Raw genomic sequence first — 19,952 nt, forward strand, 5'->3', positions numbered from 1 at the left:
TTTTGGTTCCAATTATGACAAAAGCGGAGATTGCGGAAGCTGATACATCATCAGAATTGATTGTCAGCGAAGCAAAAATCCTGCTTGGATATCAGTATAAATATGGCGGGGAAACGCCGAAAGAGGGTTTCGATCCATCAGGATTGATACAATATGTGTTCAGTAAGGCTGATATTCATCTGCCGAGATCTGTAAACGACCAGTATAAAATCGGAACAGCTGTAAAGCCGGAAAACCTGAAGCCGGGTGATATTTTGTTTTTCAAGAAAGAGGGAAGCACCGGCACTGTTCCGACACATGACGCCCTTTATATCGGAGACGGCCAAATGGTTCACAGTACACAGTCAAAAGGGGTTATCATCACCAATTACAAAAAAAGCAGCTATTGGAGCGGAACTTATATCGGGGCGAGACGAATCGCTGCCGATCCGGCAACGGCTGATGTTCCTGTCGTTCAGGAGGCTGAAAAATATATCGGTGTCCCATATGTGTTTGGCGGAAGCACGCCGTCAGAGGGCTTTGATTGCTCGGGGCTTGTGCAATATGTGTTTCAACAGGCACTCGGCATTTATCTGCCGCGATCAGCCGAACAGCAGTGGGCAGTGGGCGAGAAGGTAGCCCCTCAGAACATAAAGCCTGGTGATGTCGTCTATTTCAGCAATACGTATAAAACGGGAATTTCACATGCAGGCATTTATGCGGGCGCAGGCAGGTTCATCCAGGCGAGCAGGTCAGAAAAAGTAACCATTTCCTATTTGTCAGAGGATTACTGGAAATCGAAGATGACGGGTATTCGCCGATTTGACAACCTGACAATCCCGAAAGAAAATCCGATTGTTTCCGAAGCGACGCTTTATGTCGGAGAAGTGCCTTACAAACAGGGCGGAGTAACACCTGAGACAGGATTTGATACAGCTGGATTTGTCCAATATGTATACCAGAAAGCAGCTGGCATTTCCCTGCCTCGATACGCAACAAGCCAGTACAATGCCGGAACTAAGATTGAGAAGGCGGACCTGAAGCCGGGAGACATTGTGTTCTTTCAATCAACAAGCTTAAATCCCTCCATCTATATCGGAAACGGACAAGTTGTTCATGTCACATTATCAAACGGCGTGACCATCACCAATATGAACACGAGCACATATTGGAAGGATAAATACGCAGGAAGTATACGGGTGCAATAAAAGAAAAAGACTCCAATCTCTGGAGTCTTTTCTTTATGCATATTGTCCTGAAAGAAGCTGGTCTATAAAGTAGGCCACACCATTTTCGTCATTGCTTTTTGTGACAAAGGTGCTTTTTTCTTTTAATTCATCAATCGCATTTTCCATGGCGATACGGTGTCCGGCGACTTCAAACATGGATAAATCGTTTGGACTATCGCCGATCGCATAGATATCCTGTGGTTCAATTCCGTATATGTCAGCCAGCTTTGTTAACGCGCGTCCTTTTCCTGACGAGGCCGGCAGGATTTCGATAATATGTTTTCCTGAAGAGGTTTGCGCCAGTTTTTTATGATGCTTCAGTTCTTCCTTCGCTTGTTTCAGCTTGTCCATATCAAAGGAGAAGCAAAGAAGCTTATAAATGTTTTCACCGCCCTCAAAAACCGATTCGATATGAGGGATTGGTTTAATGCCAAACTGTTTGAATTGAGTCATGGCTCCTTGCCACAAGTCATCCGTCTGCTCGTTTGGGTTTGCGCTCTTTAGAATGTCAAGCTCCGCGTGCAGCTTAGCTTCGCCATCAAAAGGAGAAAGCAGATGGTCATCTGTATATACCTCAAAGTAAATGTTTTTTGAAAGTAAGTAATCAGCAATCGCTTTACCGGCTTCCTGATCCATTAATGTCCGGCTGATCAAACGGTAACCCGTGTCGTGGATCGTACCGCCATTAGCTGCAATGATAGGGATGTCCAAGTCATCCAGCAGCGCTTTTACATCAAATGTCGCTCTTCCCGTGCAAATGGTGACGAGGATGCCGGCATCAACGGCCCGCTTGATCGCCTCTCTGTTTTCCGCAGAAATGACGCTTTCTTTATTCAGTAATGTTCCGTCTAGATCAATCGCAATACATTTCATATGTAGGGGAACCTCCTTAAAAATGAAGCTGCTTCGTGTAGTATGTTCAGCTTGCCTGTGAAACATAATCCATATAAATTAAGGCTAAACGTTACTTTGATAATTTTCAACAAGGAAATATGTAAAACGGGATGGCGTAATCGCCATCCCGTTCATTATACACCTAAATCGTTTTGCAGCTCTTCTTTAACTTCCTGCAGCTTTTGCTGATTCAATTTGAAATAATAAACTCCGGCAGGTTCATAATCATAACCCGTCAGCTGAATAGACTCAACTGATTTCAATGAAGTGATGAACGGGAACAGGCCGATGGCATCTTTAAGGGATAAGTTCATTTTTAAATTTTGCCCCATCGTATCCACAATATCATCATAAGCCGGAATTGAGCTTAATGATTTTGATTTATCTATAATGGCGCTCAGCACTTCCATTTGTCTTTGCCCGCGTAAAAGGTCACTGTCCGCTTTACGTGTTCTTACGTAAGCGAGCGCTTCTTCCCCATCAAGCGTATGTGTTCCTTTTTGAAGAACGACTTTACCTTTTGTATCTTTTTTGATTTGCTGAATGACTTTATCGCTTTTTACAGTTACTTTGACGCCATTTAACTCGTTTACGACGTCTTCAAAAGCCGTGAAATTGCTTTCTACGACATAATCGACGGGAATATCCAGCATTTCTTCAACTGTTTTCACAGTCAAGTCAACGCCGCCGTAAGCGTGAGCATGTGTGAATTTATCATACCCGTGGCCTGGGATGTTTACATAGGCGTCACGCGGAATGCTCAGCATTTTAGCTGTTTTTTCTTTTCGATTAAATGTAACCAGCACATTCGCGTCACTTCTTGCCTGATCGACGGTCTCGCCGTTTTTCTCCCTGGCATCAATTCCTAAGAGCAATACAGAAAAAGAATCTTTTCCAGGATCAAATTCTTTGATCCGTTTTACAGATTGTTCTCCGCGTGCAAGGCTGACATGAGCTTCCTTAGAAGCATTGTTCAGCTTTACAAAAGCATAGGCGCCGACAGAGCCTGCCGCAATGACTAAAAAAGCCATTAATCCGGCAACAACTTTCACCCATTTTTTTAGTTTTCTTTTTTTCTTTCTGCGCTGTGATCGTTCTTCCATATATCAATACCTCACGTTTCTTTAATATTTGAAGCGTACCATTCTATTTGCCATGGGGCAACTCCTCGAAAGACATTTTTCGATAAATATTCCTATATTTATAAGTTCTTGTTTTTGAAAATTGATAACGATAATGTGCTGAATCACCTTATATTGGACGCCGCAGCAGGTAAAATGTTTCGGCGACATTGAAAAAAATACAAGTAAATGATTGGAAAACTTATGATCAGCAAAATAAAAAGGTTTAATGGCCGGAAAAAGAGGCTAAAAGATTTCTAAAAAAATCCCACAGACAATGTCATTGCAGCTGATGGAGAAAGGGAGTCATCTTTATGAAAAAGCAGTCAAATATATGGCTTTATTTTTTCGGAGCTCTTGGAGGCGCGTTATATGGCTATGATACCGGAGTGATTTCCGGAGCTATTTTATTTATGAAAAAGGAGTTAGGCTTAAACGCGTTTACAGAAGGTCTTGTTGTCAGCTCCTTGCTGGTTGGGGCGATATTGGGCTCAGGAGCGGCCGGCAAGCTGACTGACCGTTTCGGAAGAAAAAAAGCAATTATGGCAGCCGCGCTGCTGTTTTGTATAGGCGGTCTTGGTGTGGCACTGGCCCCAAATACAGGAGTCATGGTGCTGTTTCGCATCATTTTGGGACTTGCAGTCGGAACATCGACGACAATCGTGCCCCTTTATTTATCTGAACTGGCGCCAAAACATAAACGCGGGGCGCTGTCATCACTGAATCAGCTGATGATCACGGTCGGCATCCTTCTTTCTTACATTGTCAATTACATATTTGCCGATGCCGAAGCGTGGCGCTGGATGCTTGGATTGGCTGCTGTGCCGTCCTTGCTCTTGCTTATTGGCATTTTGTTTATGCCGGAGAGCCCGCGCTGGCTGTTCACGAATGGCGAAGAAAGCAAAGCGAAGAAAATTCTTGAAAAATTGCGTGGCACAAAAGATATTGATCAGGAAATACATGATATAAAAGAAGCGGAAAAGCAGGATGAAGGCGGCCTGAAGGAGCTGTTCGATCCATGGGTGCGCCCAGCGCTTATTGCAGGTTTGGGACTCGCTTTTTTGCAGCAATTTATCGGAACGAATACGATCATCTACTATGCGCCAAAGACCTTTACAAACGTCGGATTCGGAAACTCCGCTTCGATTTTAGGCACGGTCGGAATCGGCACAGTCAATGTTCTCATGACATTAGTAGCGATTAAAATTATCGACAAGATTGGAAGAAAGCCGTTACTGCTATTCGGGAATGCGGGCATGGTGATCAGCTTGATCGTTCTCGCTTTAGTAAATCTCTTTTTCGATAACACTCCGGCTGCCTCATGGACGACCGTCATTTGTTTAGGCGTGTTTATCGTTGTCTTTGCGGTCAGCTGGGGACCGGTTGTGTGGGTGATGCTTCCTGAATTGTTCCCGCTTCACGTCAGAGGAATCGGGACCGGTGTTTCGACCTTAATGTTGCACGTTGGGACACTGATTGTTTCATTAACCTATCCAATATTAATGGAAGCGATCGGAATCAGTTATTTATTCCTGATTTATGCCGCGATCGGTATCATGGCGTTCTTATTTGTCCGATTTAAAGTGACAGAGACAAAGGGAAAAAGCCTTGAAGAAATTGAGCAGGATTTACGGGACAAAAACGGACAGGGAGGATCGGCCGGAAAACAGCAGACTGTCGGAACATAAAAAAGGGTGCGCGATCATGCGCACCCTTTTGATTGCTTACTTTCCCACCGTGCCAAAGTTAATGATTTTAAAAGAAATATCGTACTTAAAATCAGTCTCAGAAAATATTTCATCCCAATGCCCTTTTACTTTATTCCAGTAGTCAGGGTGTTGAATCCTTATGTGGTCTGATAAAAAGACCGGATCGGTTTTATACTCGTGCTGCAGTTTATCCATTACCTGCTTTACATCTCGTTCAAGCTTTTTTTCAAAAATGTTTTCCAGCCTGTGCAAATAACTTTTGCTAAAGGAGTTTTCATTCGGGTTTTGGTCTTCTGTCAGGATGCCCTTCGTTTTAACAGAAATATGAAAGATAGGCTTTCCGTTTTCAATGATAGGCTTAATTTTGGTTTTCGACTTTTTGATTTCAAACGTAATCGGATGTCCTTTATCTGTCGTCGGCATGACACCGCCTTGGATCGTCCCCATGACCCATGACAGTGTTTGGGTTTCATCAGCTGAAAGAAACCCAACGAGTTTATTGCTGCCCCTTTTGATAATGCCTGCTCCGTCATACTTGGCTTTTCCCTTTTCGTTTTTCACGGCTTGAATAAGATAACTGTACCCGTTCTGAGAGTAGACAGAAGCTCTTCCGATGCGCAGCGGTATCATAATCTTACCGTTATATCCGCTGTGAGTTGTCAAATCAATCAGTTTTTCGGAGGGCATCGGCTGCTGCTGATTGGGGTTTCCTTTTGTGAGAACATCAGCTGCATTCCCTCTGGCTGCCATCAAATAGCTGCTTCGCCGCAGCTCATCATCTCGGATAAAGTGGTTGAGGACTTGGTCTACATTTTGATTCCTCATCAGTTTTTCTCCCAGAAGAATGACTTTTAAATGATCGCTATAAACAGGAGGGTCCTTGATGGATACATCACTGACTGCTTCCAGAATCGTTTTCCCGTGGGACGTCACATTGACAAATTCGGGTTTTCCGGATGCTTGGCTGTCTTCGCTTTGGGGAAGAAGGTTTTGATACGTCAGTTTGTACTGGTGATCATCTGTCTCATCGATCGCCAGCCCTCTGGCGAAGGATAGTTGCTCGATATCTTTGACATCCCAGCACCCGCAGAGGACCAGCAGCATAAAAAACATGACGGAGAATTTTGTTGCTGTTTTCATTGTAGCTGCCCCCTCCCTAATTTTTTCTGTATCCAGCTTAAAAACCAGACGAAGAATGGAATTGTAATCACAATTAAGAAAGCATATCCAAGAAGCGTCCCGTAATAAAACACGTCATTCAAGTCCTTGGGATACATCGTTATGAAAAACGTCGCAGCCAGCATTGCAGTCAGCAGCCATGCATTGTTTTTATTTTTCAGATGAAAGATTTCCGTTAACCCGATATGGGCGCCTTTAAAGGATCCGAGCATACAGGCAAATTGCTGGACTGTCCAGGTCAGCTGTAAGAACAAATCAAATCGTTCAATAAAAATACCCGGAACCTCTAATGCGTGAATAAGGGAAATGGTCGGCCATGTCACCGTTTTTGCCTCAGCCACAGTCATACAGCCAATCACAATGAGCAAAGTAATGCTGTAGAACAATGTGGAAGTCGCGATGCCCAGAGCAACAGCCTTTTTCACTTGCTTTGGATCTCTCATAAAGGGGACCAGGTAAAAAATGATTTCAAATCCGGAGAAATATAATAATGTTTTTGGGAATAAAGAGAAAAAGCTTTGATAGCCTCCTTCAAATACCGGCCGGATAAAATCAAGCTGGAACAAGCGAAAGCTGAACATCAGAAGCATCATAAAAATAATAAGGGTTATAGGAAAAATATAAGCGTATACTTTTGCAATTGAATAAACGCCTCCGCCTACATGATAGATGGCAACTGCAAGAAATATAAACACCACAACTGCCATTGGCGTATTTTTCAACAAAAAGAATCCGACAACCTCTCCCAAAATCCGAGCTTGAAAGCAAACAATCCCAATGAAATATAGACAGATATATAAATTCAATAGAAAGCCGATGAATGTTCCAGCTACAATGCTGTTGAGCTTAAAAAGAGTTTTTCCGCTGTTTTTTTGAAGAAAAGGCAAAAAAAGCAGAGCGATGATAATAAAAATAACGCCCTGGAGCAGTATCATTAGCCATCCGCTCGGACTGCCGGTTTCGGCGGCTGAGCGGGGAAGGGTCAGCACCCCGGCACCAATCAATGTGCTGCTGATCATAATGAGCGTCTGCATAAATGTCAGTTTATGCTCTGATTTCCTCATAGCCATCACCTTTGTCTGATGTTATCTTCGGGATCGTTTCGTGTCGGTCTTCTTTTTAAAAACATCGTGGGAATACGGATGACTGTGTCTTTCAAATCCTGTCCAGGCTGCGCCATGATCGGGATAATGTAATCCTGTCCAAAGCTTTTCAGGCGCATGAGATGGCCGATCACAAACAGATAAACCATTATAACGCCATACATGCCAAGCGCTGTTGCACTTATCATAACCCCGATCCGAATGATCCGCAGCGGAAAGTTATAGGCGTATGAAGGAACGGTAAAGGATGCCAGTGCTGTGACAGAAACGACAATGACCATAAGCGCACTGACAATTTGCGCCTGAACAGCTGCCTGTCCGATGACAACGCCGCCGATAAGGCCAATTGTCTGTCCAATCGGCTTAGGCAATCTTAATCCGGCTTCTCGAATCAATTCGATCGTAAAGATCATGATAAAGGCCTCTACAAAAGGCGGGAATGGTACGTTAAGCCTGCTGCCTGCAATGGAAATGGCCATTCTAGTCGGCAATAGCCCGGTGTGAAAAGAAACGAGAGAAATATACAGACCGGGCAAATAAATGGTGATCAGGATGCTGGAATAACGAAGAAGGCGTACAAGTGACATTGGGATCCAGCGCTGGCTGTAATCATCGGGCGAATGAATAAATTCGTCAACCGTAGCCGGTACAATCAAAGCAAACGGCGTACCATCCACTAATATGGACACTCGCCCTTCTAATAGAGAACTTTCGACCCGGTCCGGTCGTTCTGTGCTTAATATTGTGGGGAAAATTGAAAATGGTTCGTCTTCAATCAGCTGTTCAAGCGTCCCCGATTCCGGCAAATTATCTATATTGACTGATTTCAGCCTTTTAAACACTTCTTTGACGACATAATCTGGGGCGATATCCTGAATATAAGCGACAGCGATTTTCTTTTTGGTCCTTTTTCCGAGTGTCATTTCTTTGATGACGAGATTAGGATCACTCGTCCGTTCACGCAAAAGCGCCGTGTTTGTCCGCAGTTTTTCAATAAATCCTATTTTAGGGCCGCGTTCCACGACTTCGGAGGAGGGTTCATCAAGACTGCGTGTTGCGACTGACTTGGTGTCGAAAGCTAATCCTCCGCGATAGCCATCAGCGAGCAAAATGGCTTGCCCTGAAAAAACGAGCTGCTCTATTTCTTTCATTGTAGAAACAACGCTGTGGTGAAAGCCGAAAAAAAAGGCGGATAAGTCTTCAATCGAGCATTCCTTATGGGCTAACGCCTCTTTTTGTAAAGGAGAAATGACGTATTGCGCCAGCATTTTATTCTCTGTCAGACCGTCAATATACAGTAAACACGCCTTTTGTCTGCTATCTCCGAAAGCAAATGTATAAAACATCATATCGTCGTTTTGTCCCAATGTTTTTTTCAGTTTGTCTAAATTGTTCTGGAGATCAGAGTCGATTTGCATAGTTTTTCTCCTTCGTAAACAGATTGACGGTTTTTATTAATTTGTATCAAAAAAGGAGAATTATTCTTATCGAGGAAAAGGCTGAAACAAAGCTTCTTTTCGACGTGATATAATAGATAGGAAGCGTTTTCTTTGAAGGGGTAATGAAAAGATGATGCTTTGTACATATGTTGTCATCGGAAAAAGGCAGCTTATACGGGCGTTTGTAAGAGGGGCGCACCGGGAAAATGATGATCAGTTATTTACAGGGGAGGGGTACGGATCATGACGCAATCACCGATTTTTCTAACGCCTGTGTTTAAAGAAAAAATCTGGGGCGGAACCGCTTTACGAGATAGATTTGGATACAGTATTCCTTCAGAATCAACGGGGGAATGCTGGGCCATTTCCGCTCATCCAAAAGGACCGAGCACTGTTGCAAATGGCCCGTATAAAGGAAAGACATTGATCGAGCTTTGGGAAGAGCACCGTGAAGTATTCGGCGGCGTAGAGGGGGATCGGTTCCCGCTTCTGACAAAGCTGCTGGATGTGAAGGAAGATACGTCAATTAAAGTTCACCCTGATGATTACTATGCCGGAGAAAACGAAGAGGGAGAACTCGGCAAGACGGAATGCTGGTACATTATCGACTGTAAGGAAAACGCAGAAATCATTTACGGGCATACGGCCCACTCAAAAACCGAACTTGTCACAATGATCAACAGCGGTGACTGGGAGGGCCTGCTGCGAAGAATCAAAATTAAACCGGGTGATTTCTATTATGTGCCGAGCGGAACGCTGCACGCATTGTGCAAGGGGGCCCTTGTTTTAGAGACTCAGCAAAATTCAGATGCCACATACCGGGTGTACGATTATGACCGTCTTGATAGCAACGGAAGTCCGAGAGAGCTTCATTTTGCCAAAGCGGTCAATGCCGCCACGGTTCCCCATGTGGACGGGTATATAGATGAATCGACCGAATCAAGAAAAGGCATAACCATTAAAACGTTTGTTCAAGGGGAATATTTTTCGGTGTATAAATGGGACATCAATGGCGAAGCTGAAATGACTCAGGATGAATCCTTTCTGATTTGCAGCGTGATAGAAGGAAGCGGTTTGCTCAAGTATGAGGACAAAACATGTCCGCTCAAAAAAGGTGATCACTTTATTTTGCCGGCTCAAATGCCCGATTTTACGATAAAAGGAACTTGTACCCTTATCGTGTCTCATATTTAAACTTAATCTCACTTCGAGGTTAAGTTTTTTTTATTAGAAAATGGAAGTGATTCACCTATAAATGAAGCATGCGCGTGCCGATAAATAAACTAGTTTTATATACTCATAGAATAAGAAAGAGGAGAAGGAATGAAAAAGAGACTAATCGCACCTATGCTTCTATCCGCCGCGTCCCTTGCCTTTTTTGCCATGTCTGGTTCTGCCCAGGCAGCCGCGTATACCGACTACTCACTATATAAAGTAGAGCCGTCGAATACGTTCAGTACAGAAAGCCAAGCCTCACAAGCTGTCGCCAAACTGGAAAAAGATACTGGCTGGGATGCATCCTATCAGGCTTCAGGCACAACAACGACCTACCAAATTTCCGCCTCAGGCATTCATAGCGAATCAGAAGCGAAAGCAATACTGAGCGGACTCGCCAAACAGACATCGATTACAGGAACGTCAAGTCCTGTTGGAAGCAAACAGCCATATGTCACCATCTCGTCAGGTGCCATCTCCGGAGAAAAACAGGCCAACACTATCCTAGCAAAGCTGAAACAGGAGACGGGAGTGGCTGGCGCTGTAAAAGCTTACGGAGCAGCTCAGCCCTATATGAACGTCATGACATCAGACATTGCTGATGAGACAAAAGTCAAGGCGCTTATCCAGAGCCTGGCCAAGCAAACGGGGATTAAAAGCTCGTATCAGCCCATCACACACACGGTGTCTGTCACAACCATTCAGTCTGGCACAATCGTGGGAGACAGCAGAGCAGCGCAGATCAAAAACGCCTTCCAAAAGGAATCTGGGCTGCAGGCATCATTAAAGGAAACAGTGAAAGGGCAAGCCTATTATACGTTTACAACTGCTGCCATTTCAGGTGAAGCCAATGCCAAAACTCTATTGCAGCAGCTGAAACAGAGCACTGGCATCACAGGCAGCTACAAGTCCATCAATCAAAAAACAACCGTTGAGTCATACAATGTCCAATCAGCTTATTTCAAAGGGCTGAGTACAGTAAAGGACGCCATCAGCCAAATCAAGAAAAACACTGGCGTATCCGGCAGTTATCAACAGGTTGGAAAAAGCACATCATATACCGTGAATATGAAGGGTATAACAAAACAGCAGCTCCAAAAAATAGACACTTTCTTTAAAAAGAAAAAATGGCATTACACGTCATCCAGCGTCAAAAAAACGACAACGTCTGCAGCTTATCAAATCACGACGGCAAAGATGTTAGGCGAGCAGCAAGCAAACAAAGCAGCAGCCTTCTTTGCTCAGAAAAAAGTAAAAGCTGCAAAAACAGCAGCTGGATCAACAGCAGAAAATCAATATCAGCTCATCTCAGAAGAAACATCAGATCAAGCAAAAGTCACAAAGGGCTTGAACATATTAAAGAAAAATCAGCTGAGTGCTTCTGCGAAATCCGTCAAAAAACAAATAGCTGACACGTTTAAAATCACAACCGAATCTCTGCTTGATCAAACGAAAGTCAATCAGGCACTCACGTTTTTCAAATCGAATCATATATCAGCAGCAAGCCAGAAAACCGGTCAGACAGCTGCGAGCAGCTATCAAATCACAACTGAAGCTATCATCAGCCAAGAAGAGATTGACCGCGTTTTAACATTTTTCAAACAAAATCATATCGCAGTCACAACATCAAAAACAGGCCAGACAGCATATACACAATACAAAATCGTGACAACACAGCTCAGCAGCAAAACAGCATTGAATAATGGGTTAACCTATCTTAAATCGAAAAGTGTAACCCCCAGCTACACAACGAAAAGCAATACGCTTTATAAAATCAGCGTAAATGAGCAGTTCACAGGCAATGATACAGCTGCTGCGGCATCAACGAAGCTAAAACAATTATACGGATGGACATCATCTATCGTGAAGATCAAAAACGGCCCGCAAATCATGAAAACAAATTACAATCTCTCGCTTCGTGATATGGTCCAAAAACAAATGACAGTAAGTCCGCAAACAGACGGAGCGGCTTACGTATCGCTCACGTACATTAATACAGCAACATCAACCGTTACGGCTGATGTACTAAATATCCGGTCAACGCCGGAAGTAAGCCCGACAAACGTGATCGGCCAATTTAAAAAAGCCGATAAAGTGAAAGTCATCGGACAGATAAACGGCTGGGCTAAGATCAATTTGGGCTGGCGAAACGCAAGCAGTGATGAAGTAGTTCAATACGTGGATCCGAATAACTTTTCCAGAGACAGCAAATACTACTTCCAATTTCTCAAGCTGTCACAGACAGCGGGCCTCAGCGTTACTGAGGTTAATCAGAAAGTGCTTGCGGGTAAAGGCATCCTGACAGGGAGAGCAAAGGCATTTATCGATGCCGCCAATCAATATAGCATCAACGAACTGTATTTAATCTCACACGCTCTTCTTGAAACAGGAAACGGGACATCCGCCTTAGCCAATGGATTAACCTATAACGGAAAAACCGTATACAACATGTATGGAATTGGAGCATACGACAGCAATCCGAATTACTACGGAGCCAAATATGCGTACGAGCAGGGCTGGTTCACACCTGAAGCGGCCATTATCGGCGGAGCTAAATTCATAGGCTCATCGTATATCCACAACACAGCTTACAATCAGGACACACTGTACAAAATGAGATGGTCAGCTACAGCGACACATCAATACGCAACAGACATCGGCTGGGCGTACAAACAAGTAAACCGCATGTACAGCCTATATTCATTGCTGGACGGCTATACACTTTACTTTGATGTTCCGGAATATCGATAAAAAAAACACCTTTTGCGGCTGCAAAAGGTGTTTTTGATTTATCTTTTAAGAACTTTAACCTCTGATGGCTCTTCTTCCTGAGGGAAAACAATTTGATCGACGACTCGCTCACTTGCTTTTCCATCAAGATCATCGAAGAAATAATGAACAAATGAATCAATTTGCTCAAAGTTATACTTCTCTTCTTTAATGATCGAAATCATTTGCTCAGACGTTTTCGCAAGAGGGCCAGGAATAAAGTCAAAGTAATCGTAATAGAAATCACGTTTGCGAATATAATCATCTACATCATAGCTGAAGAAGATCATTGGTTTATTTAATAAAGCATACTCAAAGCAAACAGAAGAGTAATCCGTTATCAGAATATCTGTTACGAGCAATAGCTCGTTAATTTCCCTGAACGAAGAGAAATCATAAAAGAAATCGCTGTACTGATAAGGTATATTGGCATCGTTTCGTACGAATGGATGAATTTTGAATAAGAAGATATATTCATCCTTTAACTCTCGATACAGACGGTCAAAATCAAGCACTTCAAAAGGATAATGAGCTGATTGCTGACCGTTTCCGCGGAAGGTTGGAGCAAAAAGAATGACCTTTTTGTCCTTTAGAAACGGATATTCCGTGTAAAGGCGTTCTTTTACAAATGCCTTCTTCGCTTCATCAAAGAAAAAGTCTGTTCGCGGTACGCCCGTAGCAATGACGTTCTCAATGTCTACCCCAAAGCCCTCTGCGTAGTGCTTCCGTATATTTTCAGAGCTGACAATAACCTTCGTGTAGTTTCTATGGTTTTTCGAATGCGGTGACGGTCCTCCTGGCAGACCGATTCGGCTGTAGCCGAATGTCTTAAAGGCGCCGACAGCATGCCACAGCTGGACAAGGTCCGCATTTTTACGGATTTTTAACGGATAAATAATCGGATAAAAATCATCTATAAAAATGATTTTGCTTGTCGCAAAATGATAAGCCATCGACATCAGTTCAGACAGGCTTTTTCTATCTCGAATGCTGCTCTTTAAGAAAAATTTGAAATCAAAATTTTCTTCACGTTTCAGCAGCTCTTCATAAACAAATTCGAAGTTTCCTGTCATATCAAGCCGGCTGTCAGAAGCAAAGACAATTTTATTAGACTTAATTGGAAGCAGGCGGAATACATCATAAGCAAAATGGAATAAGCTTGTATTCAGCTTGCGCAAAAAGCGGTTTGCCTCTTTTCCAGTATCCAGCTCCAAAAGGCTCGGATCAATTTCCTGCAGTTTGTTGCAAGACAAATTAATCGTCTTTTCGCCCTCATCATAATTAACGATTAAATTGAACTTCATCAGCTTTTTAGCAGAATGAAATTCCATTTTTGTGGCATACACATCATTAGAAAGGAAATTACTTACATTTCCGACTGTATGCACTTCCTGATGTTTTACATTTTGGTCATCTACAGCTTCAATCTCGAGAAACAGCTTATACTCGCCTTGCGGAAGAGGTTTGTCATTCATCAGCTTAGAAAAGTTAATCTGCTGTGAAAATCCTGCCCACTTATAGGCTCCTGGCACATTTGAAGTATCAATTGACAGCTTATCTACCGGAACATCCCGCAGTGAAACAGCTGTAAATAAAACACCGTTGTTCACCAATAATAAACGTTTTCGAACCTGATCCTCTTTTTGAAGCGGCAGGCCCTTGATATACATATAACCCGCAATTTTTAGAATTGACCCATTCCAAGAAAACTCAGAAATCTTTCTGACAGGGACTTGCTGGTTTTCTTCAATTCGCTTCGTTTTATCAAATAGAGAAAAAACCCTGTTATCAGCTGGATGGACAATGACAGCTGCATTTTCTTTTTGCGTTTTCTTTTTTGATCTGAAAAGTCTGTTCTTAATCTTTCTTGCCAGCTTCACTTTGTACCTCACTTTCTCCTAATCGGCACCAGATGTTAAAAATGATGAAATAAAATCGGCTACCCGCTCTGAAGATTTGCCGTCCTGATGGGTGATAAATGCCTGTGAAAAATCTTCAATACGTTTCGTATCAGCCTCGTGATCACTCTCGATATCGTGTACAAGCGATGGAACGTCTTTCGAAATCGGCCCGGGTACAAACGATTCAAACGGGTAGTAGAAATCACGTTCTTCCAAGTAGTCTTCTAAATCCGGGCAGTAAAAATACATCGGACGTTTCAGCAGGCTGTACTCGAAAATAACTGAAGAATAATCGGTTATCAGCCCATCAGAGATTGCCATCAAATCGTACAAAGAGTACGAATCAGTTAAATCCAGCACAAAATCATCCTCTTCCGTGTGCGCATGTTTGCGCATATACGGATGAAGATGGAGGATCACGACATAATCTTTATGGTTTAGCGCCGATTTTAATTGTAGCAGATCAAGCGGTATAGCGTCACCCTCTTGATGATGTCCGCTGCCTCGAAAAGTAGGAGCATACAAAAGCTTTTTTTTATGCTTCAGTTCAGGATAAACCCGATGAAACTCATCCAGTACAGTGCGAATATGTTCCTTATGATAAAAATAATCCGTTCTTGGAATGCCGAGCGGCAAAATCTGCTTTTGCTCCATTTGAAAGGCTTCGGCGAAATGCGGAACGGCAGCGGGTGCACTGACAATGGCATAATCATAGTTTGAATGCACGGGAACAATCTTCAAATAATCAGAAGAAGGGCCGAACGGCTTGTTCACAATGCTGTAGCCAAATTTTTTAAACGCGCCGCAAGCATGCCAAAGCTGGATGGCAACAGTTTCCTTTCGTTTTGGCACAACATACAAAGGAAAATAATAATCATCCAACAAAAGCACGCGGCATGTTGCAAGGTGATATAACGAGCTGAAAAGATGAAGCAAATATGCAGCTCGTCCGATCAGCCCTTTATCCATCTTGCGGAACAGCAGGGTGATGCGAAGGGACGGATCTTGCTTCAGCTTTTCATAGACACCTTTAAAATTATCACTTAAATGATCCTCACGATAGGAAGCTATGACAATTTTGTTGTGCTGTACTGGTAATAAAGCGCTCAATAGTTGATAAGCAGTGCCGAATACTCCTTTTACAATTCGTGTAAGGAATGTTTTCACTGTTTAAATTTCCCATTCAATAACAGTTTTTCCCCAAGATGAAGTCAAATCTGCTTCAAACGCGTTTGTAATTTCCTCAATACTGCGTACCGGGAAGCGTCCGCCAACTAATGTTTCTAAATAATCAACGACTTCAGGGTATTGAGCTAAAAAGTCTACAGTACGGGCAAAATCCTCGCGTCCGCTTCGGCTGCTGCCGATCAGCGTAATCCCTTTTTCAAGCACCATTCTTGTTTCAATTTCAACAGGGTATTCAGATACGCCTAAGAGCGCTACACACGCTTCAGGATGGACATGGGCAATGATTTGCTCAATTGCGCTTTCACTGCCGCGTCCGCCCACGCATTCAAAGGCATGATCGATTCTGACATCTTCAGGAATGTCGTTAATTTGATAAGCTGCATCAACAAAAGAAAAATGATCAAGCTTGTAAGGTGTTTTTCCGAAAATAAACACCTTGCTGTCTGGATATTTTTTCTTCAGTAGAAGCGTCATGATAAATCCGAGATTTCCGTCCCCCCAGACACCGAATGTGTTACGCTTCTTATGCGCCATGCGCTCAAAGCGGGAAAGCGCGTGAACTGCAATTGTAATAAGCTCAGTGAAGGCTGCGACATGCGGATTAATGCTGTCTGGAAGCTCAACAAGCCGATCAGGCGCCATGAACATATAATCCTGCATAAATCCATCATAACCGCTTGAACGGAATCTGCTGGACCGCAGGTAATTCTCCGCGATGACTTCATGCTCTTCAACCGGTGTATTTGGCACCATAACAACCCGGGTTCCGACTTTAAATGTGCCTGTCGGATCAAACATGACTTTTCCGATCCCTTCATGGATCAGAGCCATCGGCAGCTTTTTGTCCATCGCTTCTTTGCCGCGTGAGCCAGTATAATAACGCTGGTCTGCAGCACAGATGGATAAATGGGTAGGACGGACGACGACCTTATCTGAATGGACAACTTTATCTTTATATGTCACTTCAAATTGTCGGGCAGAAACTAAACGATATGTTTGATTAATCATTGTGAAATTCGCTCCTGTAAAATGGCATTAGCCACTTTTAAGTCATATGGTGTCGTTACTTTAATGTTAAAGACTTCACCGCGGACCAGCTTCACTTTTTCACCCGCTAACGAGCAGATCTTGCAAGCGTCAGTAAGGACAGCTTTTTGCTCATCGGACAGTTGATTATAAAGCTCGACCAATTTGCTGATCCGGAAGCTTTGCGGTGTTTGCCCCTGATACATGTTATCACGGACAGGGATATCAGAAATAAATTCCTGGTCTTCTGAAGCAATAATTGTATCAATGGCTGAGATAACAGTATCAACCGCGCCGTATTGAAGAACAGCATCAATGTTTTCATCGATAATGCGATGAGTGAGAAACGGACGCACAGAATCGTGAGTGATGATCACGTCATCATCCTGAATACCGAATTCTTTTTCAATATAGCGGATGCCGCTCATAATAGATTCATTACGGTCGCTGCCGCCTTCAACGACAATCAGGCGATCATCCTGCCCGATGAATTTCTTTAAAATGTCTTTTGTATGGTTAATCCACTCTTTAGGGGAGACGATTAAAATCTTATCGAAACGGTCATTTAATAAAAACTTTTCAACCGTATGAATGATAATTGGGCGTTTATTTAACGGCAAAAACTGTTTTGGCATATTGACGTTCCCCATGCGGGAACCTTTTCCACCGGCTAGAATCTCAGCATAAATCATAAAATGACTCCTTCCTTACTACAACTCATAATGTTTTATAAAAGGTTTTCATATTATTTGCAATACCGATCTCTATTATATATAAAGATCAGTTTAATTTCTCATTTACATAGCTTAAAAGCAGCTTGCTGGCATTCCCTCTCGAGTACAGATTCCATTCACGTGAAAAGCGCTCCACTTCAGATTGAAGCCTGTTCATATCTTTCAGCTGGTCCAAGAGCATTCCTGAATCACGGCAAGGAACCCCGGGGATTACCTCTGTATAATGGCGGATTAAACCGCGGGTTCTGTTGTAAGCCTCCATATCATACGTATAAAACAAAATGGGTTTGTCCAGCAAAGCAAATTCAAAAGGGACAGAAGAATAATCTGATATTAACAGATCACTCATTTTTAAAAGGTCTGCAAGAGGGAGATCTGATACGTCTTTTATCCACGCACTATCCCCATGCAATTGAGCAGATTGCTTCATAACAGGATGAAGTTTTACTGCAAGTAAATATTCTCCTTTTAAATCATGCTGCAGCTGTTTTTCTGAAAACGGCAGCGAAAAGCTTTCAAACTGATGATCCCTAAAGGTTGGCGCATACAGGATGATTTTTTTCTCTGCCGGCAGGTGATATTTGCTTTTAAGGTCATTGCTGTTTTCCTTCACCTCATAGTAAGCATCGGTTAAAGGCACGCCAAACCGAAGAAATTTATCACCTTTTATATCGAAGAATTCCTTGAATATGTCAGCCATATGTTCAGAACCGACGACAATCCGGTCAAATGAAGCATACACTTTGCGAAATCGTCTCACGTCAGCCCGCGAACGATTCTGTGTGTTGATATCCTTTAACCCAAATCGTTTAAACGCTCCATTCGCATGCCAAACTTGGATACACTCGATATCAGGTCTGCAGGTCAAAACGGTTGTCAAAACAAAATAGTTATCAACAATCACAGCTTTACTGCTCAGCATAGAAAAGACCGCTTTATATATATGAAGCGGGTGTTTTTCGTTAATAACTGAAACAGTAAGCTCAGGAAATTCTGTTTCCAGCGATTTGGCATGCTGGGTCAGAAGTACATGAATGGGAAATAAGTAGTGTCCCATCTGATATTCCTTTAATATTGCCCGGGCATTATCAGGAAAGGAAACAAGAAGGGTCACTTGACTTCCCGGTTTGACCCAAAACAGCAATGCGCCGATGACTTTGATGAACAAATAGTAAAAAAACGCAAACCAGGATTTCAATCTGTCATCAGCTCAAAACGGCTGCCGCGGATTGTCGGCAGGCACAGCGAAAGATTCATGCATTTCATTACATACCATAGCTCCTTTAAGGCCCATTACAGATGGCGTGATTGATCTTTGACCTGTCCCGTATATTGCGGCTTTGCTGAAGTTCGTTCATGTTTCAGCACGGCTGTAACATACTTAGGAATGCTAAGCATTCTTCTCCAGCGCGCAGGGTTTGTGATCAGCCTGTACATCCATTCAAGGTGAAAACGGATAAAAAATGAGGGCGCTCTTTTGACATTGCCGCTGAACACATCAAAGCTTCCGCCCAGCCCTACAGAAACAGCCTGAGGGAATAGATGTCGGTATTTATGGATAAAGAACTCCTGATTAGGATAACCTAAAGCAACAAATACCATGTCAGGATTTGAGGCTGCGATCTTGTCTGCCACCTCACGTTGATTTTTCACATAACCGTCAGAATATCCGGCAATTTCAATCCCAGGATAATCACGTTCGACTCGCTCGATTGTCTGAGCAATCACATGCTTAGCTGCACCGTAAAAGAAAACCCGTTTTTTCTTTTGATCAGCCTTCTCAAGCAAAGATGTAAACAAATCATAACCGGCGATTCTGGATTGAAGCGGCTTACCAATTAGCTTGGAAACCAACACAACACCAATGCCATCCGGCAAAATAAAATCAGCAGATGAAAGAACCGCTTCATAACGCGGATTTTGCATCGCTTCAAATCCGATTTCAGGATTCGCTGTTACGATGAACGCACCTTTATTCTGGTCCAAAAATGACGTTTCTAAATGTGATACAAATGAAGTCAGTTCACCGTCTACAAAATCTAATTGATTAATGGGTTTCGTTTGCATCGTATCAACCCTCCTTTTCATCTATATGTCTATAAAAAACACGTGTCATTCGTATAGTTTGATTAAAGACTCTTTGTCTGAAAACATTTTACTCTATCTTACCACAAAAATCTTTAGGAACTTTTAACATTCACATTACAATTCCTTCACGTTTTGACGATGAATTAATATGAGGAGGGGCGTACAAAATAAATGACGCAGCAGAAAGAAAATCGTTTCACTTAAAAACGCGACAAAAGATTCGATTTTTTCGAAAAAGAAAACTTGTTATAATGGGTATGGATAAGGCATTAGACCTGTAAAAATTATACATCAATACAACGATGATACCAAAAAATGCTTGTGATTGACATTTTTAAAGAGCCTTAACTTTTATAGTAACTTATGCTATTATTGTTC

At 42.7% G+C, this 19,952-nt stretch carries 15 protein-coding genes; 4 read left to right on the forward strand and 11 right to left on the reverse strand.

Features of this window, described 5'->3' with window-relative positions:
- The first annotated feature begins 2 nt into the window (after nt 1–2).
- Nucleotides 3–1,187 carry a gamma-DL-glutamyl hydrolase gene (pgdS, locus tag RAC86_RS18895; RefSeq protein ID WP_377885932.1) on the forward strand — a complete coding sequence of 395 codons (1,185 nt, stop codon included), beginning with the start codon at nt 3–5 and terminating at the stop codon, nt 1,185–1,187.
- A 33-nt stretch (nt 1,188–1,220) separates the two neighbouring features.
- On the opposite strand, the gene ywtE is transcribed toward pgdS, so the two are convergent.
- Both ywtE and tagT read right to left on the reverse strand, forming a co-directional pair.
- Nucleotides 1,221–2,081 (reverse strand): 5-amino-6-(5-phospho-D-ribitylamino)uracil phosphatase YwtE, encoded by an 861-nt coding sequence (ywtE, locus tag RAC86_RS18900; protein ID WP_377885933.1) that lies wholly within the window; start codon nt 2,079–2,081, stop codon nt 1,221–1,223.
- Nucleotides 2,082–2,236: 155 nt separating this feature from the next.
- Nucleotides 2,237–3,205: a polyisoprenyl-teichoic acid--peptidoglycan teichoic acid transferase TagT gene (tagT, locus tag RAC86_RS18905; RefSeq protein WP_014478157.1), complete on the reverse strand. Its 969-nt coding sequence runs from the start codon at nt 3,203–3,205 to the stop codon at nt 2,237–2,239.
- Nucleotides 3,206–3,537: 332 nt separating this feature from the next.
- Between tagT and RAC86_RS18910 the strand changes: the two genes are divergently transcribed.
- The gene (locus RAC86_RS18910) at nt 3,538–4,911 is read left to right on the forward strand and encodes a sugar porter family MFS transporter (RefSeq protein WP_015251080.1); all 1,374 of its coding nucleotides are present in this window, start codon (nt 3,538–3,540) and stop codon (nt 4,909–4,911) included.
- A 36-nt stretch (nt 4,912–4,947) separates the two neighbouring features.
- Here RAC86_RS18910 and gerBC read toward each other — a convergent pair whose 3' ends face one another.
- From gerBC to gerBA, 3 genes are read right to left on the reverse strand one after another with little or no spacing between them, the layout of a single operon-like run.
- The gene (gene gerBC / locus RAC86_RS18915) at nt 4,948–6,072 is read right to left on the reverse strand and encodes a spore germination protein GerBC (RefSeq protein ID WP_225722123.1); all 1,125 of its coding nucleotides are present in this window, start codon (nt 6,070–6,072) and stop codon (nt 4,948–4,950) included.
- Complete coding sequence (gene gerBB, locus RAC86_RS18920; RefSeq protein ID WP_032722630.1) at nt 6,069–7,175, reverse strand: spore germination protein GerBB; 1,107 nt, start codon at nt 7,173–7,175, stop codon at nt 6,069–6,071. Before gerBB ends, gerBC begins: the two co-directional genes overlap by 4 nt.
- A 5-nt stretch (nt 7,176–7,180) precedes the next feature.
- Entirely contained in the window at nt 7,181–8,632 is a 1,452-nt protein-coding gene (gene gerBA, locus RAC86_RS18925) for a spore germination protein GerBA (RefSeq protein WP_046663991.1), read from the reverse strand.
- A gap of 264 nt (nt 8,633–8,896) precedes the next feature.
- Here gerBA and manA point away from each other — a divergent pair, with 264 nt between their 5' ends.
- Together manA and lytD are read left to right on the forward strand one after the other, a co-directional pair.
- Nucleotides 8,897–9,847, forward strand: a complete 951-nt coding sequence (gene manA, locus RAC86_RS18930) for a mannose-6-phosphate isomerase, class I (protein WP_377885934.1) — start codon at nt 8,897–8,899, stop codon at nt 9,845–9,847.
- Nucleotides 9,848–9,976: 129 nt separating this feature from the next.
- The gene (lytD, locus tag RAC86_RS18935; protein WP_377885935.1) at nt 9,977–12,619 is read left to right on the forward strand and encodes a beta-N-acetylglucosaminidase LytD; all 2,643 of its coding nucleotides are present in this window, start codon (nt 9,977–9,979) and stop codon (nt 12,617–12,619) included.
- Between the two features lie 38 nt (nt 12,620–12,657).
- Here lytD and RAC86_RS18940 read toward each other — a convergent pair whose 3' ends face one another.
- The 6 genes from RAC86_RS18940 to RAC86_RS18965 form a co-directional block, all read right to left on the reverse strand.
- Nucleotides 12,658–14,517, reverse strand: coding sequence for a CDP-glycerol glycerophosphotransferase family protein (locus RAC86_RS18940; protein WP_377885936.1), 1,860 nt, complete (start codon nt 14,515–14,517; stop codon nt 12,658–12,660).
- Between the two features lie 18 nt (nt 14,518–14,535).
- On the reverse strand, nt 14,536–15,705 hold the full coding sequence (locus RAC86_RS18945; protein ID WP_029726010.1) for a CDP-glycerol glycerophosphotransferase family protein: 1,170 nt from the start codon (nt 15,703–15,705) through the stop codon (nt 14,536–14,538).
- A gap of 3 nt (nt 15,706–15,708) precedes the next feature.
- Entirely contained in the window at nt 15,709–16,734 is a 1,026-nt protein-coding gene (locus RAC86_RS18950; RefSeq protein WP_377885937.1) for a ribitol-5-phosphate dehydrogenase, read from the reverse strand.
- On the reverse strand, nt 16,731–17,444 hold the full coding sequence (locus RAC86_RS18955) for an IspD/TarI family cytidylyltransferase (RefSeq protein WP_015384812.1): 714 nt from the start codon (nt 17,442–17,444) through the stop codon (nt 16,731–16,733). Before RAC86_RS18955 ends, RAC86_RS18950 begins: the two co-directional genes overlap by 4 nt.
- 88 nt (nt 17,445–17,532) lie before the next feature.
- Entirely contained in the window at nt 17,533–18,684 is a 1,152-nt protein-coding gene (locus RAC86_RS18960) for a CDP-glycerol glycerophosphotransferase family protein (RefSeq protein ID WP_377885938.1), read from the reverse strand.
- Between the two features lie 95 nt (nt 18,685–18,779).
- Nucleotides 18,780–19,553 carry a WecB/TagA/CpsF family glycosyltransferase gene (locus tag RAC86_RS18965; protein ID WP_015251089.1) on the reverse strand — a complete coding sequence of 258 codons (774 nt, stop codon included), beginning with the start codon at nt 19,551–19,553 and terminating at the stop codon, nt 18,780–18,782.
- Between the last annotated feature and the right edge of the window lie 399 nt (nt 19,554–19,952).

Source organism: Bacillus sp. LR_5, assembly GCF_042709275.1.